We start from the raw sequence: 16,727 nt of genomic DNA, 5'->3' as shown, positions 1-16,727 counted from the left end.
ACTATACTAAACTCATGTAATTTGCATGCGCAAACCAAACATAACTTTACAATGTCGGTCGATACTAAACTTCGTGAATATATAGTTGTGAAACCATCAGGCGCAACACCTTCAGGAGGGTACCCGGTTGTTTTTATGTTTCATGGTACCAGTGGAACAGGAGAAGAATTTTATAATATTTCAGGATGGAAAGAAAAAGGTCAACAAGAGAAATTTATATCGGTTTTCCCTACTTCTCTAAAATATTGTATTCTTAACTTTCCAAACAACAATCCTGCTATTTTAACACGATGGTTTACGGGAGACCTATTGACTGATCAGTGCCCTAATTTAAATCAGGAATTTAAGGATGATGTGAAATTTGTGAGAAGGATAGTTGATACCATAAAATCAAAATTTGAAATTAATCCAATTAAAATCTTTGCAGCAGGATTTTCTAACGGCTGTTCGTTTTCGCATAAACTTGCAGTTGATGCATCAGATATTTTTTCCGGCTGTGCAGGAGTAGGCTCTATACTGACACAGGCAGACTCCAATAAAGCTGTAAGAAGTATTCCATTCTGGAATATCATAGGTTCAAATGATGAAAGATTTACCACACCAATCGGTGTATCTGAATTGCCATTTAATGACTCCATCCTTCTTTATCTCAATGGGTACATAAAAAGGATGACTACGTGTTTTGGTTTGAGTCAGGATTATACAAAAACTTCCAGTCAAATTAGTAACACTTATATATACTCAAAACCAAATTCCGGAAGTTTTCCACCAAAATTTCAGTTTACTCTGGTCAAAAATATGAATCACATTTACCCAAATGGTGTTAATTATCCTGTCAGTGCTACAAATTTATTCTGGGATTTTTTTAACCAATCAACGGTATCAAATACAAGGGACAACCCATCTCAAAATTATACTGTAAGCATATCACCAAATCCTGCGGTTGATGATATCTCCATAGTCAGTAGTCATGTCATTTTAAAAGTCTCTGTTTATAATATAAATGGTAAGTTGATCACAGAATTTCATGATATCAATGAAAATTCACTAACAGTGGATGCAAAACTTCAGAAAGGTTTACACATATTACAAATAAAAACCAATATTGGTATCAAATCATTGAAAGTGTTGATCAATCATCATTAACATGGATGACATTATCTGCCATGGATTTTAGTTTGTACTTTGAGTAAAAATAAGATAAAAGTGTAACTATCACCAAAGCCGGCAACAGGTTTTCAAGATTGACTTTACCCAATTTCAGGAGATGAATGGCTATGCCAATGATGAGCATTCCACCTGTCGCGCTCAGACAGTCCATGACTGGTTGGCTGAATATATTTTTGACCCTGGATGACAATATGGTGATTCCTCCCTGAAATATCAGCATCGGGATGATTGAAAACCAAACCCCTATGCCATAGGTGGATGCCAGTGCAATCGACGAAAACCCATCCAAAAGGGATTTTAAATATAACAATTCTCTTTTTTGCTGCAGACCTTCTTCCAATGCACCCACTATAGTCATGGACCCTACACAAAATAACAAAAAAGCGGAAATCAATCCTTCAGTAAATCCTGCGTCGCTATTGCCAATAGCTGATTTTAAACTTTCAGAAATGGAATTAAAAATCAGGTCAACATGCACTATCTGTCCAAAAATGGCCCCTATGATCAAGCTGAAAAAAAATACTAAAAGATAACCTTCAGGAAGCCTTAAAGCCATTTTGATACCTATCAGCAAAGTACCCAGACCCACAGCCTGAAATACAATATCCTGAATATCTGCAGTGAAAATATTTTTTAATAAAATGCCAAGTAAACTACCGATCGTGACGGTGAGCATATTTACAAATGTTGCTTTAGGTATGATCATGCGGATAATGGGTTTATCATTGACATTTTGGAATACTTCATTTTCAAAGCAATAATACATGTTTTTTTCACATCGAGTTTGGATTTGAATTTTTTTATGTTTTATGGTTAAAACAAAATCTATTTCTTTCGCAAAAACTCGATTTTATCATACATTTGATTTAAAATCTCAAATATTATGTCACAAGGGGTAAATATAGGCGTAGCTGAAAGCAGATTCAATGAAATACTGGCAGCCACCAGAAAATTTGTTGAAGAAAGATTATTTCCTGTTGAAATGAGCATCATCAGCATGGAATGGCAAGATGCAGTACCGCTATTAAATAAATTTCGGGAAGAAGTGAAGTCACTGGGCCTTTGGTGCCCTCACATACCACAGCAATACGGTGGCCTGGGTTTGTCCAACAAACAGCATGGTCAGGTCAGTGAGATTTTGGGTAAAAGTCCGATAGGCCATTATGTGTTCAATTGTCAGGCTCCCGATGCCGGCAATATGGAAATCCTGATGGACTTTGGCACTGAAGCGCAAAAAGAAAAGTATCTTAAACCCTTGGTTGAAGGAAAAATCACCAGTTGTTTTTCGATGACTGAGCCGGAAAATGCCGGATCAAATCCGCTCTTACTGAGTACCACGGCTGTCAAATCCGGTGAATTCTACCATATCAATGGACATAAATGGTTTACGACGGCTGCAGACTCTGCCAGTTTTGCAATAGTGATGGTGGTCACAGATCCGGAAAATACCAATCCATATCTGCGTACCAGCCAGCTCATCGTCGACACCAAAACAGAGGGATTTCAACTGGTCAGAAACATACCCATCATGGGTGAAGCGGGTTCGGGGTATTTCACTCATGGGCAGATCAAATATGAGGATTGCAAAACACATGTGTCAAATCTCCTTGGTGCTGAAGGAGCCGGATATCTCATAGCTCAGACCAGGCTGGGTCCCGGAAGAATACATCACTGTATGCGATGGATAGGTATCTGCGAGAGAGCTTTTGACCTGATGTGCCGATATGCCATCAAACGTCAGACATCCCCCGGAAAATTGCTGGCAGAAAAACAAACCGTACAAAACTGGATCGCAGAATCCCGTGCTGAAATCAATGCAGCAAAACTGTTGGTACTTGATGCCGCTGAAAAAATTGACCATTTCGGGCAGGAAAATGCAAAGGTTGAAATATCTGTTATTAAATTTTATGTCGCAAATGTACTCCAGCATGTTTTGGACAGAGCTATTCAGGTTCACGGAGCACTGGGTATCACAGATGACACGTTACTTTCATGGTGGTACAGGCACGAAAGAGGAGCGCGCATATACGATGGCCCCGATGAAGTACACAAGTCAAGGGTTGCTAAGGAGATTTTAAAAAAGTTCGTTAAAAAATAATAAGTTCATTCAGGTCAATCAGGTCAATGAGTTCAATGAGTTCAATGGTTCAATGAGTTCAATGAGTTCAATTGGTTTATCATCAAAACATTTAATATAAATTCATTTCATTCATCAAATCATCTCAACGCATCATGATCACTAATATCAGAAAAGGAGAAGAGTTGGATGTGGAGAAGTTGTCGGAATATATTTCAAAAGTTGCAGGTATCCGACTAAATAATCCGGAGATATTTCAGTTTTCAGGCGGATATTCCAATCTGACATATCTGATCAGGTCAGAGGGATTGCAATTAGTATTGCGCAAACCACCAAAAGGTGCCAATATAAAGTCCGGGCATGATATGTCCAGAGAATTTCATGTTCTTTCAGCCCTGTATCCGGAAGATATCAAAGTACCTCAACCTTTGTACTTTTGTGATAACCATGAGGTATTGGGAAGTGATTTTTATATCATGCAATATGTAGATGGTTTGGTACTAAGGGCTGATATTCATTCTGACAAATTTCCGGAACCTGTAAAAATAAAGGAAATATTTGACATGTTCTGCACACAATTTGTTCACCTGCACGCTTCAGATCCTAAAAAGTTTGCATTTGCAGATAAAAGTGATGGCTCCAAAACTTATCCGGAAAGACAAATTTATGGGTGGTCATCAAGATATCAGAATGCCAAAACGGACGAAGTTAAACCTGTTGAACAGCTTATATCGTGGCTTTCAGCACATATACCTTTGCCTTCAGGGGCATTCCATCATTCACAATGATTACAAATACGACAATATCATTCTGGATGAAAAGACTTTCCGGATCAAAGCCATCCTGGACTGGGAAATGAGCACAGTCGGCGATCCGCTGATGGATTTGGGCAGTTCACTGGGTTACTGGGTGAACAGCGACGATCCTGATTGGCTGCAAAGTATAAAATTAAGTCCGACAACTATCCCGGGCAATCCATCGAGAGAAGAATTTTTACATAAGTATGCCAGCGAATCAGGTAAAGATCCCGGCAATGGCGTCTTTTATTATGCATACGGCATGCTGAAACTAGCGGTGATCGCCCAGCAGATATACAAAAGATATGTGACGGGACAAACCACCAATCCAAAATTTGCTGCTTTAAAAATGGTCGTGGAAGCCTGCGGCGTCATGGGCATGCAGGCCATCCATCGCAAAAAGATAGATCAATTGTTTTGATTTCATAAAAGGATTCTAAGTGCAAACTGGTTTTGTTGTCAACTTAGCCGGAATAAACTCATTTCTAAAATAATCCAGTGCCCTTTCAAAATTTTCTGATGCGAGCGTACTTGTTTTTTCATCCAGGTCCCATTGGTATCCTGAGATAGCCAAAGTGTATACCTCAGGAAATGCACCATACACTTCATTGGTCAGGTGTAGGATAGTGTCGGCTTTTTGTGCATGAGATGAAAAGTAATAATGCGGTGCCGGACGACATAATTTTATTTCAAAACCATCGGGCAAATCTTCATGCGATGCATCTATGATCACTACTTTATCATAATGACTGATCATCTCACTGTCTTCTACCTGAAGCTGGTATCTGTATTCAAAATCAAAATCATAGACTGATTCCAAAGCTGACACAAAATTCCATCCCAAAGCATCATCACCTCGCGATATATTGCCTACTCCTATGATTAGAAACCGTTGATCTTTAGCCTTTATATTTTTCATTGATGAGTTGTCCGTTGTGATCATACAATTCTGCTTTTAAGGCCATCTTACCCATAGCCTGAGTAGCACAACTCAGACAAGGATCATAAGCCCGGATGGCAACTTCCACCTGGTTGAGCATACCGTCAGTGATCGTACCTTTACGACTTATAGTATGGTCAGCTACCCACTTGACAGCATTATTCATGGCATCATTATTATGTGTGGTGGACACGATAAGGTTACATTTGGTAATCATACCCTTTTCGTCCACTTCATAATGGTGTGTAAGGGTACCACGTGGCGCTTCTATGATGCCTATACCTTTGAGTCTGGGTTTACCTTTCCTTTCAAGGTCACTTTTGAGCAAATCAGGATCATGAAGCAGTACTTTCATCTCTTCAGCGCAGTGCAATACTTCTATCAGTCTGGCCCAGTGTGAGTACATTGTACTGTTGACAACCTTTTGACCGGCAAAAGCAAAGTACTCCTTTCTGGCTTGCTCTGCCAATGGAGTAGGTATAAAATTGCACACATTCATCCTGGCAATCGGGCCTACACGGTTCCATCCTTTTTCCCTGCCGATCCTTTTAAGGTATGGGAACTTCATATAAGACCATTGCGCTACGGCTTCTGAAAAGTATTTTTCATAATCATCTGTCGGCACATCATTCAGGGTGATATTGCCTTCATGGTCTATTGCTCTCAGTGGTCCGTGGTACAGTTCCATAGCGCCTTCATCATTGACCATACCCAGATGTCCGGATGGAAATGCTGCAAAATCATCCAGCAATTTTTTATTTTTAACGTGATAGTCATGGATGAAATCGACCATTTCTTTAGACCAGGCTATCATGGTATCTATGTTTTCGATCTCTTTTCCATCCAGAAAATAATCCCTGTCCTGCAAACTCATTGCATTGTGAATTCCACCTGGAACTGCAAGTATGCCATGTATCTTTTTACCTGCAATAGCTTTGATGATTTCCTGTCCGAATTTGCGCATAGTAATACCTCGTACCACCAAATCACGATCTGCACCTGCTACTGCCACCACATTCCTCTTTTCGACAGGAGCATCCATGCCAAAAACAAGATCAGGAGAAGCCAGATAAAAAAAGTGTAACGCGTGGGATTGAAATACCTGACCAAAGTGCATCAGTCTTCTTATTTTGGTAGCCGTAGGAGATAAATCCCCGGGATCAATACCTACTATCTGATCTATAGCTTTGGCTGCTGCAAGATGATGGCTCACCGGACAGATACCGCACAGGCGCTGTACAAGTGCCGGAGCTTCCCAATATGGATGACCTTGTATAAATCTTTCAAATCCCCTGAATTCGACAATGTGAAAAAAGGATTCTTTTACTTGTCCATATTCATCCAGATGGATGGTGACGCGTCCGTGACCCTCAACTCGGGTGACCGGATCTATGATGATTTTTCTTGACATGTTTTTTCAGATTTTAATCATATTTAAATTCAGAATAGAGGATGGAGAAATCTTCACCCCACAAGAGATTTTTAACTACCTTCCATATATGGCTTGCATCAGGAGGACAGCCGGGTATAAAGTAATCAATCTTAACTATCTCATTGCAACCATAGACTTTATCGAGAATTTTTGGAAGGTCTTCGTGATATGGTACTATATTGGTATTGGTTTCATTGGTGACACAGTTGAGATATGCTTCTTCCAGACACTCACTGAGTGGTATAGAGTTACGCATCGCAGGCAATCCACCCCAAACGGCACATTCGCCCATCGCTACAAGGATATCACAGTGTTCGCGAAAGTGGCGAAGTGTTTCGATATTTTCAGAATTGCAACATCCTCCTTCCACCAGACCGATATGACAGCGGTTGGTAAATTTTTTGATATCAGTCAGTGGTGATTTATCAAAAGACACCAATTCTATCACATCAAGCAAGTCAGTATCAATATCCAATAATGACATATGACAACCAAAACAACCCGCAAGAGAGACAGTGGCTACAATTTTTTTCTCATTGGCCAGTGGTCTTACATCATCAGATTTTTTTTCTGGTTTGCGATCTTTCTGAACAGACTCCATGTCGTATTTTCTTTCGCCGAAAGGCTCTGAAAAACTTTCGCCTCTAACGATAATAGAACCTGTCGGGCAAATCTTCATAGCATGATGTATTTGTTCATCACTTAGCTTAGCCTCCTGTTCATAATCCACACCCACATATGTTTCGTTGCCCCGATTGACATAATTGAAGACGCGCTTTCCATCATCAGTCAGGACCTCAACGACACATCTCAGGCACTTGATACACCTGTTATGCTCCATTACGATACGGCTGGGATTGTAATCTATGACCCGATCTTTGAATAAGTGAGGAAACCTTGTGGAAGAAATGCCCAGTTCATATCCCATGTGCTGGAGATCACAATGCCCACTTTTTTCACACGCAGGACAGATGTGGTTTCCTTCTGCAAACATCATTTCCACGAGTGCCTTCCGGGTATCATTGAGTTCTTCCTTATTGACTTCCACTACAAGACCTTCTGACACTTTTTCAGTACAGGCGGGACCATATTTGCCGTTGATATTACAGGTACAGACCCTGCAACTTCCGAGCGGTGGTTCTATGTGTTCATAATAACATAAAGATGGAATAAATATGCCGTTTTCGCGGGCTACAATCATGAGGTTTTTACCTTCCTCCGCCTGTATATTTTTACCATCTATCTGTACATTGACTAATTTTGCCATTTTTTCTTATTTTTTATAATTTTCATATTCGCGGGTGGCTGCTTCCATGTCAAATTTCAGGCTATGACCATTATACTCTTTGTCTAATTTACCTTTGAAATAATCCTTAAATTTATCTATACTGTTGATGAGGCTGTTGGGTGCTGTTTTACCTAGTCCGCACCTGCTGGTTTTACGCATGATCTCTCCCCAGGTTTTCAACTCTTTGAGGTCTTCATTGATAGCAAGGCCATGATCCAGTCTCTCCAGCTTACGCTGAATAATAAAATTTCCGGCCCTGCAGGGCGTACAAATGCCACAGGATTCCTGCTTGAAAAACTCAGAGTAATTGATCAGTATCTTGACAAGGTCTCTCTGACTGTTGAATATCATAAATGAGCCACCACATCTGATATCTTTTCTGGCCATCAGGTCCAGCATCGATATCCTTCTGTATTTTTCCTTGATGGAAATACATTCACCGGATGGGCCGCTCACCTGTATATAGTGTGGGTCCTCTGCCTGACAAAGTTCCAGAAGTTCTGCCACTGTCATACCCCATTCTATCTCGTAGATACCCGGCAATCTGCAGTCACCGGACACACTGACAAGTTTGGTACCCGGAGAGCCAGGAATACCAAGTTTCATATACTCATCTATACCTATATCTATGATGTGGGTTACGGCACAGAAGGTCTCCACATTGTTGACAACGGTAGGTTTCTGCAAGTACCCTTTTTCGACCGGGAAGAACCATTTAGTCCTTGGTTCGCCACGTTTACCTTCCATTGACTCCAATAATGCCGTTTCTTCACCACACACATAAGAGCCCGCTCCCATCTGAACCCTGATGTCAAAGTTAAACCCCTTAATATGGGCACAGTTTTTACCGAGAAGACCATATTCTTCATATTTTTTTATAGCATCTTCCAGTTTATGCAGAAGCCATCTGTACTCTCCGCGCAGATAGATGATACCATGATTGGCTCCAATAGTATATCCGCAGATGATCATCCCTTCTATCAGGGTTTCAGGACAGGCATTCATCAAAACTCTGTCTTTAAAAGTACCAGGTTCGCCTTCATCTGCATTGCAGACTACATATTTTGGCATCGCTGGTTGTGATTGTGCTGCCTGCCATTTTCTCCATGTAGGAAAGTATGCACCACCACGACCTGCAAGTTCAGAAGTCTTCAGAACATCCAAGATTCCTGCATGACTTATTTTTTCACATTTTTTAAGGGCAGATCCTGGTTCAAACTTTCTGAAAAACAGTGATTTATCTTCAGCCGGTGTATATCTGATATGGTCATCAGGATGATCACATATGCTTTTCACATCTACCCCGTTTTTTAGTCTGGCAATGATATCCTTCACCTTCATGGTATTGAGATGGGTGAATGGATAAAAATTGATCAGTGCCGATGGTTCATGATCACTGAGTCCGATACATGGAGTTTTGAATATACCGAATGTTCCCGTCCTGTCCACAGACCCGATAGCAGCCCCGGTCTCTCTTTCAAATGTTTCGATGATCCTTTTGTATCCACTGTGTTCAGCCACAATACTGTCATTGACATAGATGGTGTATTTGCCTGTGGGCTTTCTATGGAAAAAATGATAAAAGGATACGACCCCTTCTACCTCAATTTCCGACAGGCGATACGTTTTTGCAAGTTTTGAAATATTTTCGTCAGATATGTAGCCATTTTCCAATTGATATTCCCAAAGCCGGTTCATCATCTGAGTTTGAGCAGGCTCTTTGAAGGGTGCAACACTTATTTCAGTCATAAGTCCCTGATTTTACACTTTCTAAAGTGTAAAATTAACGAAAGTAAAATATTAAATTATATGACTTATCTTATGTCAGGTGATGATATTTGTCACATTTAATAATCTTAGCCTGAATAATCTTCAACACAGTTTCACAGGTCCCATGCCCACCCTGTCTCTGATGATTCGACCTTCATGGCAATGTGGTTTCAATTCATTGATGATAAATGGCATCACGGAGGATTCTGATTCTGCAGGATACAAAACGTGCACATTGGGACCTGCATCTAGAGTAAACCAAATCGGAATTCCGGTGTCTTTTCTGAATTTTCTGATTTTATTGATGACGGATAGAGAACCTTCTTCCATCAGTATATAAGATGGGTCGGAGCACATCATCAAAGCATGTAATGTCAATGCCTCGTCTTCAGTGATCTTGCCAAAAGTTTCGATATCTCCATCTCTGAGTGCCGTCAGCAATTGTGAAAGTCTTTGAGCTGCCTGAGTGTATCTCGCAGGTGCATAAGGATTATTTTCCATCAATTGATGTCCTGCTGTAGATGATACACTTTTTTCATTTGGGCTGATGATGAGTATGTCGTCATGAAAAGTATGAAATACAGGATGTATTTCAGCTCCTATACCTACTGCCCATTCTTCTGAAGACTCATTGACAGATGAATCCTGACCCCAAACAGCCATAAGTGGATATACAGACCTGCAGGCGCTTCCACTACCCAGCCTGGCTATATAAGATGCTTTCCGATAAAATACATCATCAAATGTTGGGTTGCCTGAAATGGTATTTTCCAAGTCACAGAGACATAAAGCAATAGCAGACATGGCAGATGCTGATGATGCAATACCACTGCTATGCGGAAAAGAATTGCTTGTTTCTATCTGGATATGCCCTTGTCTTAACGATGGAAAATATTTATCTGTGACACTTTCTATAAAATTGGCCATGCGCAGCCTGAATGATTCTTTTTGACTTCCTTCAAATAGGAGTGTGACTTCAGGTTGCTCCAAGTTTTTATCGGGAGACCATGTGACAAATGTTCGCGTAGCTGCTGTATGAAGTGTAAAACTAACTGAAGGGTTTCTTGGTAGTTGCTTTCCATATTTCCCCCAATATTTGATGAGTGCAATATTTGACGGGCTTTCCCATCCTATACGAATGTTACTTTTTATCGGTTTTTCTGTTGAGTTTGACATATTTCAGACTGGTTTCATTTTCGATGCGGTAAGATACGTCAAAATCCTGAAGTACGGCATCCAGGATGGGATATTGACCTTTATTATATCCTTCTTTGAGGTCGTAACTGTATAATTTTGAAAACATATTCCAGTAGAAAGCTTTAAAACCACCTTTCAGATCTTTGATGAGATGGTAGATAGGCTTTCCGGTCTCTTTTTCTATCATTTTGATCATAATTTTTCCTTGAAGCTTGGTCAGGTTTTTCAGAGGTTCTTCAAATTCTTTGGTTAATTCTACTTCCAGTTCGGAGATTCTTTTCTTTTGTTCCTTTTTGGACATGTGTTGTGAAGCATATTCCAGTTCTCTGAATATCCTGATAGCTTCTTTTGCATAAGGATATACTTTAGCGGCATAATTTCTGAATCGCTGATATTTTCGGTATTCTTCGTCATTGGCAAATGTTCTTAAGGCTGTGATGCTCACATTATCCAAATCCACCAGGATCAAAGTGTCTCCGTCTTCTGTGACCAGGGCAGGATATACTTTGCCTTCAAGGGTAATTTTAGTTTCTGTCCCTCCCTGAACGGGTACAGTCTGACTCCATAATGAGAAAGAGACCAGACATAAATATAAAACCAGCGATGATCGGTTCATTTTTTAATGATTATATTATGAAAACGAAAAGTGGACAGAAATAGTTATTTATTTAAAAATCTTTAACATTATGATTTTTGACGCAAAATGACCAAAACCTTATACCAAACAGAAAATTGATTGCAAAATTTATAATCATAATTATTTAATTTACAATACATTATGATTGAAGTTTTTTGCAGTATATTTTATGTTCACTATAAATAGCTTCATTCACTTTGAAATGATGTAACTCAATAACGTGAATTGTACCACTTATTTGGGCTTGCCCTAAAACAACAATCGTTATAAATTTGCTAAAAACAGCATTTGGGACATGGTATAGCTTTCAAAATCATATCTTTGCCCTCAAATAAAATTTGCGATCTATCAAAGACGATGATCAAAATCAATAAAATCAAAAATCTGCTTTTCATTATTGGGTTACTTACCACAATAGCAAGTCATATATCAGGACAAAAAGGAAAGAGTATCACCATACACAGTGAAAATAGTCAGATCATAGATGCTACTACAGATCCGCCTATCCAATATCTCAATGGCGATGTAAAACTCTATCATTCCGGTACATTTATGTATTGTGATTCGGCAATATTGCGCGGCACTCAATTGGTCATGAAGTACAACGTGGTCATGATGCAAAATGACACTATCAAGATATTTTGTGATTCATTGAGATATGACGGAGATTTACTGGTCACATATCTTTTTGGAAATATCATACTGGAAAACGGATCAACCAAAAAACTATACACCACTCAACTCATCTATAAGGTGGATGAAAAGATAGCCACTTACAGTAAAAATGCACGGCTTGTAGATGGCTCCTCTACGCTAATCAGCAAAAGCGGAAAGTACAATCTAAAAGATAAAACTGCATGGTTTTACAACAATGTAAAGGTCAATGGTGAAGATTTTGAACTTACCACTGACTCCATAAGGTATAATACGGACGATCAGGTAGCCACATTTCTTGCTCCGACGCAGATAGTCAGTGATTCAAGCAATATTTTCAGTCAAACAGGCTGGTTTGACCTTGATGATAAAAACGGCCAATTTGTCGGAAATGCCCAATATCTGGAAGGAAAAACTCAGGCAAAATCAGATACCATAACTTACAACAACGCCCTTGACCATGTGACCTTATCCAGCGATACGATTCAGAGTGAATATATATCTGAAAAAGATACTGCATATGCTAAAACAATATTTTATGATAAAAAAAATGAAATATTTCGGCTTGTCAAAAATGCGATTTACACCGGTGAAAAAAATCAAGTCAAGGGTGAAATAGTGTATTATGATAAAAAAACGGAGAAATTTAATGTTCAGGGCAGGTCTTTTGTCAGTGATCCACCTTCCATCATAGAGGCAGATACAATGGACTATGACAAGACAATAAAATATGGAAAAGCTGATGGCAATGTAATATGGAGGGATACCTCTGCGAAAACAACCATCATAGCTGATCATGTGCTCTATCAGGGTGATCAAAATTTTATGAAGGCCACCAATGACAAGGGAAGGCCACTATTTATTTCGCAGATAGACAATGACTCACTCTTTATGAAAGCTGATACTTTGCGTGGGTTCAGAGTCATCAGAGAGCGCATCATCCTTCCTGATAAAGATGCTGCCCGCAAAGCCCAAAAATCCAAATCAAAAGCCCAAAACAAGGACGACGACACAGATGAGATCACAGATAAAAAAAATGAAGTGGCCTTAGATACTACATCAACAAGCATAGATACGTTGTTGACGGCATCAGTGACCGATACGATATTTACAGGCATCATGGATACTTTGGACTATTTTGAAGGGGACAATGATGTAAGGATATTTAAATCAGATATGCAGGCAGTTTGTGATTCTTTGGTGTACAATAAGCGAGATTCTTTATTTACGCTGCATCATCTGCCGTTTGTGTGGTCGGACAGCTCCCAGATAGCCGGAGACACCATACATATCCTACTGAAAAACAATAAAGTGGATCGCCTTATTGTCTCTGCTGGCGCCACTATCATCAATAGTGCTGACCTGATATTTTTTAATCAGATCAGGGGTCGATATCTTCTGGCATTATTTGAAGAAAGTAAGATATACCTAATGGACGTCAATGGAGATGCCCAAATTGTGTACTATATGACGGATGATGACAAAGCTTATATCGGTGTGAACACCACTGAAGCATCAAATATGACATTCCTGCTCACTGACAATAAGATCACAGATATAAAAAACTATGTCGAGCCTAAATCCAAAGTTCTACCCATGAAAAAAACAGATCATGAAGCCATTAAGGTGAAAGGATTTATCTGGAATATAGAAAAACGGCCGAAGGATGCGACAGATCTCTGATAAATGAGCAAACATTCTAAAACTCTGCCGGACAGTTGACAGTAATTACTTTTTTTGTCACAGGGTGCACAAATGTTAGCTGATCGGCATGAAGGTACAATCGTTTTTCGCGTTTGCCATAGAGGTCATCTCCCTTTATGGGTATATTTAATCCCTGTTGGTGAGCAGCATGAATACGTAGCTGATGTGTCCTTCCCGTGAGGGGATAAAAGTAGATTCTGGTAGAATTTTGATCCCTGCTGATGACTTTCCACTTTGTACTTGCCGGTTTTCCATAGTCATAACATACCAGTTGTCTTGGTCTGTCATCCAGGTCTACTCTCAATGGTAAGTCGACGGAACCGCTTTCATCATTCAGGATGCCGTCCAGTATTGCGATATACCTTTTTGAAATCTTACGGGTGATAAACTGTTGTTGAAGGTCACGGTATACTTCTGTGCTTTTTGCTATAAGCAGGATACCGGAAGTGGACATGTCCAACCGATGTACCATGAGCGGACCGGTGGCTTCAGGGTATTTTATTTTTATTAATGAAAATACTGATTTTAGGTCTTGCTTTCCGGGAACAGATAAAAAATCTGCTGATTTATTGATTACCACAAGATGTTGGTCTTCGTACAGTATATCAAAGTCAGGATGTACATCCTTTTCTGATAGCATCGGATTCGGATCAATTTCCATGCCGTGCAGCATATGGCCTAAAATGGGTTTACATTTGCTATTGCATGCAGGATAAAAGTGTTGGTGTTTTCTGATTTCTGATGATGGCGATTTTCCCCACCAAAATTCAGCCATAGTGACAGGTTTGTATCCATGTAAAAATGCATATTGTAGCAGTTTTGGTGCTGCACATTCGCCGGCACCTGATGGTGGTGTAGCATCTTCAGTGATGTCAAAAATTTGAAAGAGATTTTTACTGCATCCTTCTATGTTGCAGAAAGAATAAGCCTCAAACAATTTTTGTTGTAAAGCTGCAGACATAGCCTTTCTTTTGTCTTTAAGTAAGGATATTTTATCTTCAAATAGCCCAATCCTTTCAATCAGTTCTGCAATAGATTTTCTCCAGTACTTTTTTCTATCCTTCATCAGATAATGCTGCCTTATGCTTTCATGCTCCAAATTTTCCAAAGTCGTTTTATCATTATCACTCTTTGACTCCGATAAATGTTGCCGTAGCAGATGCCTTTCTTTTTTTGATGTATTGAAGTCGGATTTCATAGTCCTTAATTCAATGTCAGCTTCCTGAGATATTTGATCCAAAGTACTTATTAAATGGATATACTTTTCATCAGATTCCAATGCTGAAATTGTCCGGTTGACTTTGTTGATTGCTTCTTCTCCAACTCTGTAAAAACCATTTTTATCCAGTGTATCAAATACCGGTGGGACAAAACCCTCATAATGATTTCCACCATTAAGCTTACCTGAAAATGCAGATAAATATCCGATGTTGCCTGATAAATCTGTGACCACCAGCACACCAAACATTTTACCAAGTCCTTCGTCACTGCCTTTCAAGCCAAAATCGTGATCTTTAAGTTGATCCAGCTTCTCCATTAGTTCTTCTGCAGCAGCTACTGCCAAAGGATGTGGCTGATAAGAAAAGGGATAATTAAATCTGTTGGGTATAGAAATGTCACGAACATCTCTTTTGAAGCGATTAAAAAAGCTTTGATGATGCACTTTTTATACCAATTCTAAAGCTTCAAAAATAGAATCCAGCTGTTCAAAAGATTTAAAGCCGGTTTTTTCTTCTGCACCACCTCTCAGCACCAGGCCGGCAGTGGGAAAAGTCGAAATCATTCGGTCCAGATCTCTGACTTCAAACGGAATGTCCAAATAAAATACTTTGTCTGCTATTCTTTGGTTGATAATATCGAGTTCTGCGTCCAGAAAACTTGAAAATTCCTTATCAGATCTTATTACAGGAAAATCAACCTGTGTAAAATCGGCATCATCAATATTTTCAAAAATAAAATCTTTAAAAACCGGGATACCGAAGGATGATTGATATGTAGAAAATGCTCCAAAATGTACAGCCTGAACAGTCACAGACGAAAGGATGGTATCAATTTCCTGCTCAGACTGCCAGCCATCAAACTCCAAAACAAACTCCGGTCCCTCGATCCATTGACAGATTTCACTTATTCTGGATACGGAGCAATATTGTGATGCCCCGGGATTACAGCAGAATCCGAGAAATCTAACTCCTGCCGCTGCAAAATACCTGGCATCTGTGAGATTATTTACATGGCTAATTTTCACATTCATCCTCAGCAAATATTAATTTTGCGCAAAAGTAACTAGTCTCCATCATTAAAAAGGTAAATATGACTTACAAAGATATAGTATCAGATCACTATTTTCAGAAAGTGTATGATGTCACATCTATGATACCTTACGGACGTGTCAGCACTTATGGAGCCATTGCAGATTTTTTGGCTTTGGGTTCAGCCAGAATGGTGGGTTGGGCATTGAATCATTGCCATTCTGCCGACGATATCATTCCAGCTCATAGAGTGGTGAATCGACTGGGCGAATTGTCGGGGAGACTGCACTTTGACACACCTACCTTGATGGAGGAACGATTGAATAGTGAAGGCGTAGAAGTAGTAAACCATAAAATAATAAACATGGATAAATACTTTTGGCATCCAAGAGAAATGGAAGAGTATTAGCACCACTTCTATAAAATGCATTGTGAATAGTTGTACTTTGTTAAATTACCCGGACTTTCTGGTTGATTGGAAACTGTTGGGTTAACCCAACAGTTGTGACCCCAAATAACCAATACATTTATCGGGTCTATAACATTTTGGTGAAAGTGTAATTGACTTTGATTTTTGAAGGTGACAAAGTAGAAACAGGCAGAATCTGATAAAATTGATCATATCCTGATCATGATACTCAAATTAAACTAAACCGGTTTAGGAGAAATGGCTTATCTAATACTTTAATTTTGAATACAATGAAGACATAATTTTTATTTCAGCCAAATATATCAGCATCATCATCTTTACTCAAAAAATAATTATCTTTGGCATACATTCTTTGACACCAATTTATTTCGGATTTAAAAAT

The 16,727-nt window shown here is 39.3% G+C and carries 15 protein-coding genes; 6 read left to right on the top strand and 9 right to left on the bottom strand.

Annotated elements, in window-relative coordinates:
• Window positions 1–51: 51 nt before the first annotated feature.
• Window positions 52–1,146, top strand: a complete 1,095-nt coding sequence (locus IPK35_21205; GenBank protein ID MBK8055719.1) for a T9SS type A sorting domain-containing protein — start codon at window positions 52–54, stop codon at window positions 1,144–1,146.
• Here the strand turns inward: IPK35_21205 and IPK35_21200 are convergent.
• Window positions 1,133–1,876 carry a DUF554 domain-containing protein gene (locus tag IPK35_21200; protein MBK8055718.1) on the bottom strand — a complete coding sequence of 248 codons (744 nt, stop codon included), beginning with the start codon at window positions 1,874–1,876 and terminating at the stop codon, window positions 1,133–1,135. The two genes, IPK35_21205 and IPK35_21200, sit on opposite strands and share 14 nt — an antisense overlap.
• Before the next feature lie 177 nt (window positions 1,877–2,053).
• Between IPK35_21200 and IPK35_21195 the strand changes: the two genes are divergently transcribed.
• From IPK35_21195 to IPK35_21185, 3 genes are all read left to right on the top strand, one after another.
• Complete coding sequence (locus IPK35_21195; protein ID MBK8055717.1) at window positions 2,054–3,268, top strand: acyl-CoA dehydrogenase family protein; 1,215 nt, start codon at window positions 2,054–2,056, stop codon at window positions 3,266–3,268.
• 134 nt (window positions 3,269–3,402) lie between these two features.
• Window positions 3,403–4,035, top strand: a complete 633-nt coding sequence (locus IPK35_21190) for a phosphotransferase family protein (GenBank protein ID MBK8055716.1) — start codon at window positions 3,403–3,405, stop codon at window positions 4,033–4,035.
• A complete protein-coding gene (locus IPK35_21185; protein MBK8055715.1) occupies window positions 3,965–4,465 on the top strand; it encodes a phosphotransferase in 501 nt (166 codons plus the stop codon). The genes IPK35_21190 and IPK35_21185 overlap by 71 nt, the downstream gene beginning before the upstream one ends.
• Window positions 4,466–4,480: 15 nt before the next feature.
• Here IPK35_21185 and IPK35_21180 read toward each other — a convergent pair whose 3' ends face one another.
• The 6 genes from IPK35_21180 to IPK35_21155 all read right to left on the bottom strand — a co-directional run bounded on the left by IPK35_21180 (window position 4,481) and on the right by IPK35_21155 (window position 11,287).
• Window positions 4,481–4,987: a hydrogenase maturation protease gene (locus tag IPK35_21180; GenBank protein ID MBK8055714.1), complete on the bottom strand. Its 507-nt coding sequence runs from the start codon at window positions 4,985–4,987 to the stop codon at window positions 4,481–4,483.
• A complete protein-coding gene (locus IPK35_21175) occupies window positions 4,944–6,395 on the bottom strand; it encodes a Ni/Fe hydrogenase subunit alpha (protein MBK8055713.1) in 1,452 nt (483 codons plus the stop codon). Before IPK35_21175 ends, IPK35_21180 begins: the two co-directional genes overlap by 44 nt.
• Window positions 6,396–6,408: 13 nt before the next feature.
• Window positions 6,409–7,683, bottom strand: a complete 1,275-nt coding sequence (locus IPK35_21170; GenBank protein MBK8055712.1) for a (2Fe-2S)-binding protein — start codon at window positions 7,681–7,683, stop codon at window positions 6,409–6,411.
• 6 nt (window positions 7,684–7,689) lie between these two features.
• A complete protein-coding gene (locus tag IPK35_21165) occupies window positions 7,690–9,453 on the bottom strand; it encodes an NAD(P)H-dependent oxidoreductase subunit E (protein MBK8055711.1) in 1,764 nt (587 codons plus the stop codon).
• 123 nt (window positions 9,454–9,576) lie between these two features.
• Window positions 9,577–10,650 (bottom strand): diphosphomevalonate decarboxylase, encoded by a 1,074-nt coding sequence (locus IPK35_21160; GenBank protein MBK8055710.1) that lies wholly within the window; start codon window positions 10,648–10,650, stop codon window positions 9,577–9,579.
• A complete protein-coding gene (locus tag IPK35_21155) occupies window positions 10,616–11,287 on the bottom strand; it encodes a DUF4294 domain-containing protein (GenBank protein MBK8055709.1) in 672 nt (223 codons plus the stop codon). The genes IPK35_21160 and IPK35_21155 overlap by 35 nt, the downstream gene beginning before the upstream one ends.
• A 378-nt stretch (window positions 11,288–11,665) precedes the next feature.
• Between IPK35_21155 and IPK35_21150 the strand changes: the two genes are divergently transcribed.
• Window positions 11,666–13,645: a hypothetical protein gene (locus IPK35_21150; protein MBK8055708.1), complete on the top strand. Its 1,980-nt coding sequence runs from the start codon at window positions 11,666–11,668 to the stop codon at window positions 13,643–13,645.
• Between the two features lie 16 nt (window positions 13,646–13,661).
• Here the strand turns inward: IPK35_21150 and IPK35_21145 are convergent, their stop codons facing one another.
• Window positions 13,662–15,329 carry an RluA family pseudouridine synthase gene (locus tag IPK35_21145; GenBank protein ID MBK8055707.1) on the bottom strand — a complete coding sequence of 556 codons (1,668 nt, stop codon included), beginning with the start codon at window positions 15,327–15,329 and terminating at the stop codon, window positions 13,662–13,664.
• Between the two features lie 3 nt (window positions 15,330–15,332).
• A complete protein-coding gene (locus IPK35_21140; GenBank protein ID MBK8055706.1) occupies window positions 15,333–15,917 on the bottom strand; it encodes a hypothetical protein in 585 nt (194 codons plus the stop codon).
• Between the two features lie 59 nt (window positions 15,918–15,976).
• Between IPK35_21140 and IPK35_21135 the strand changes: the two genes are divergently transcribed.
• Window positions 15,977–16,324 carry an MGMT family protein gene (locus tag IPK35_21135; protein MBK8055705.1) on the top strand — a complete coding sequence of 116 codons (348 nt, stop codon included), beginning with the start codon at window positions 15,977–15,979 and terminating at the stop codon, window positions 16,322–16,324.
• Window positions 16,325–16,727 lie beyond the last annotated feature (403 nt).

It is taken from the genome of Saprospiraceae bacterium, assembly GCA_016713025.1.
Classification (GTDB): Bacteria; Bacteroidota; Bacteroidia; order Chitinophagales; family Saprospiraceae; genus OLB9.
The sequence above is the reverse complement of the archived record's forward strand: the minus strand, read 5'-3'. Positions and strand labels throughout refer to the sequence as shown.

Bases quoted from the DNA above. Each gene is read 5' to 3' on its own strand.
- IPK35_21135 (MBK8055705.1), top strand. From the start codon at position 15,977: ATGACTTACAAAGATATAGTATCAGATCACTATTTTCAGAAAGTGTAT.
- IPK35_21175 (MBK8055713.1), bottom strand. From the start codon at position 6,395: ATGTCAAGAAAAATCATCATAGATCCGGTCACCCGAGTTGAGGGTCAC.
- IPK35_21195 (MBK8055717.1), top strand. From the start codon at position 2,054: ATGTCACAAGGGGTAAATATAGGCGTAGCTGAAAGCAGATTCAATGAA.
- IPK35_21160 (MBK8055710.1), bottom strand. From the start codon at position 10,650: ATGTCAAACTCAACAGAAAAACCGATAAAAAGTAACATTCGTATAGGA.
- IPK35_21165 (MBK8055711.1), bottom strand. From the start codon at position 9,453: ATGACTGAAATAAGTGTTGCACCCTTCAAAGAGCCTGCTCAAACTCAG.
- IPK35_21205 (MBK8055719.1), top strand. From the start codon at position 52: ATGTCGGTCGATACTAAACTTCGTGAATATATAGTTGTGAAACCATCA.
- IPK35_21190 (MBK8055716.1), top strand. From the start codon at position 3,403: ATGATCACTAATATCAGAAAAGGAGAAGAGTTGGATGTGGAGAAGTTG.
- IPK35_21200 (MBK8055718.1), bottom strand. From the start codon at position 1,876: ATGATCATACCTAAAGCAACATTTGTAAATATGCTCACCGTCACGATC.
- IPK35_21155 (MBK8055709.1), bottom strand. From the start codon at position 11,287: ATGAACCGATCATCGCTGGTTTTATATTTATGTCTGGTCTCTTTCTCA.
- IPK35_21150 (MBK8055708.1), top strand. From the start codon at position 11,666: ATGATCAAAATCAATAAAATCAAAAATCTGCTTTTCATTATTGGGTTA.
- IPK35_21180 (MBK8055714.1), bottom strand. From the start codon at position 4,987: ATGATCACAACGGACAACTCATCAATGAAAAATATAAAGGCTAAAGAT.
- IPK35_21170 (MBK8055712.1), bottom strand. From the start codon at position 7,683: ATGGCAAAATTAGTCAATGTACAGATAGATGGTAAAAATATACAGGCG.
- IPK35_21140 (MBK8055706.1), bottom strand. From the start codon at position 15,917: ATGAATGTGAAAATTAGCCATGTAAATAATCTCACAGATGCCAGGTAT.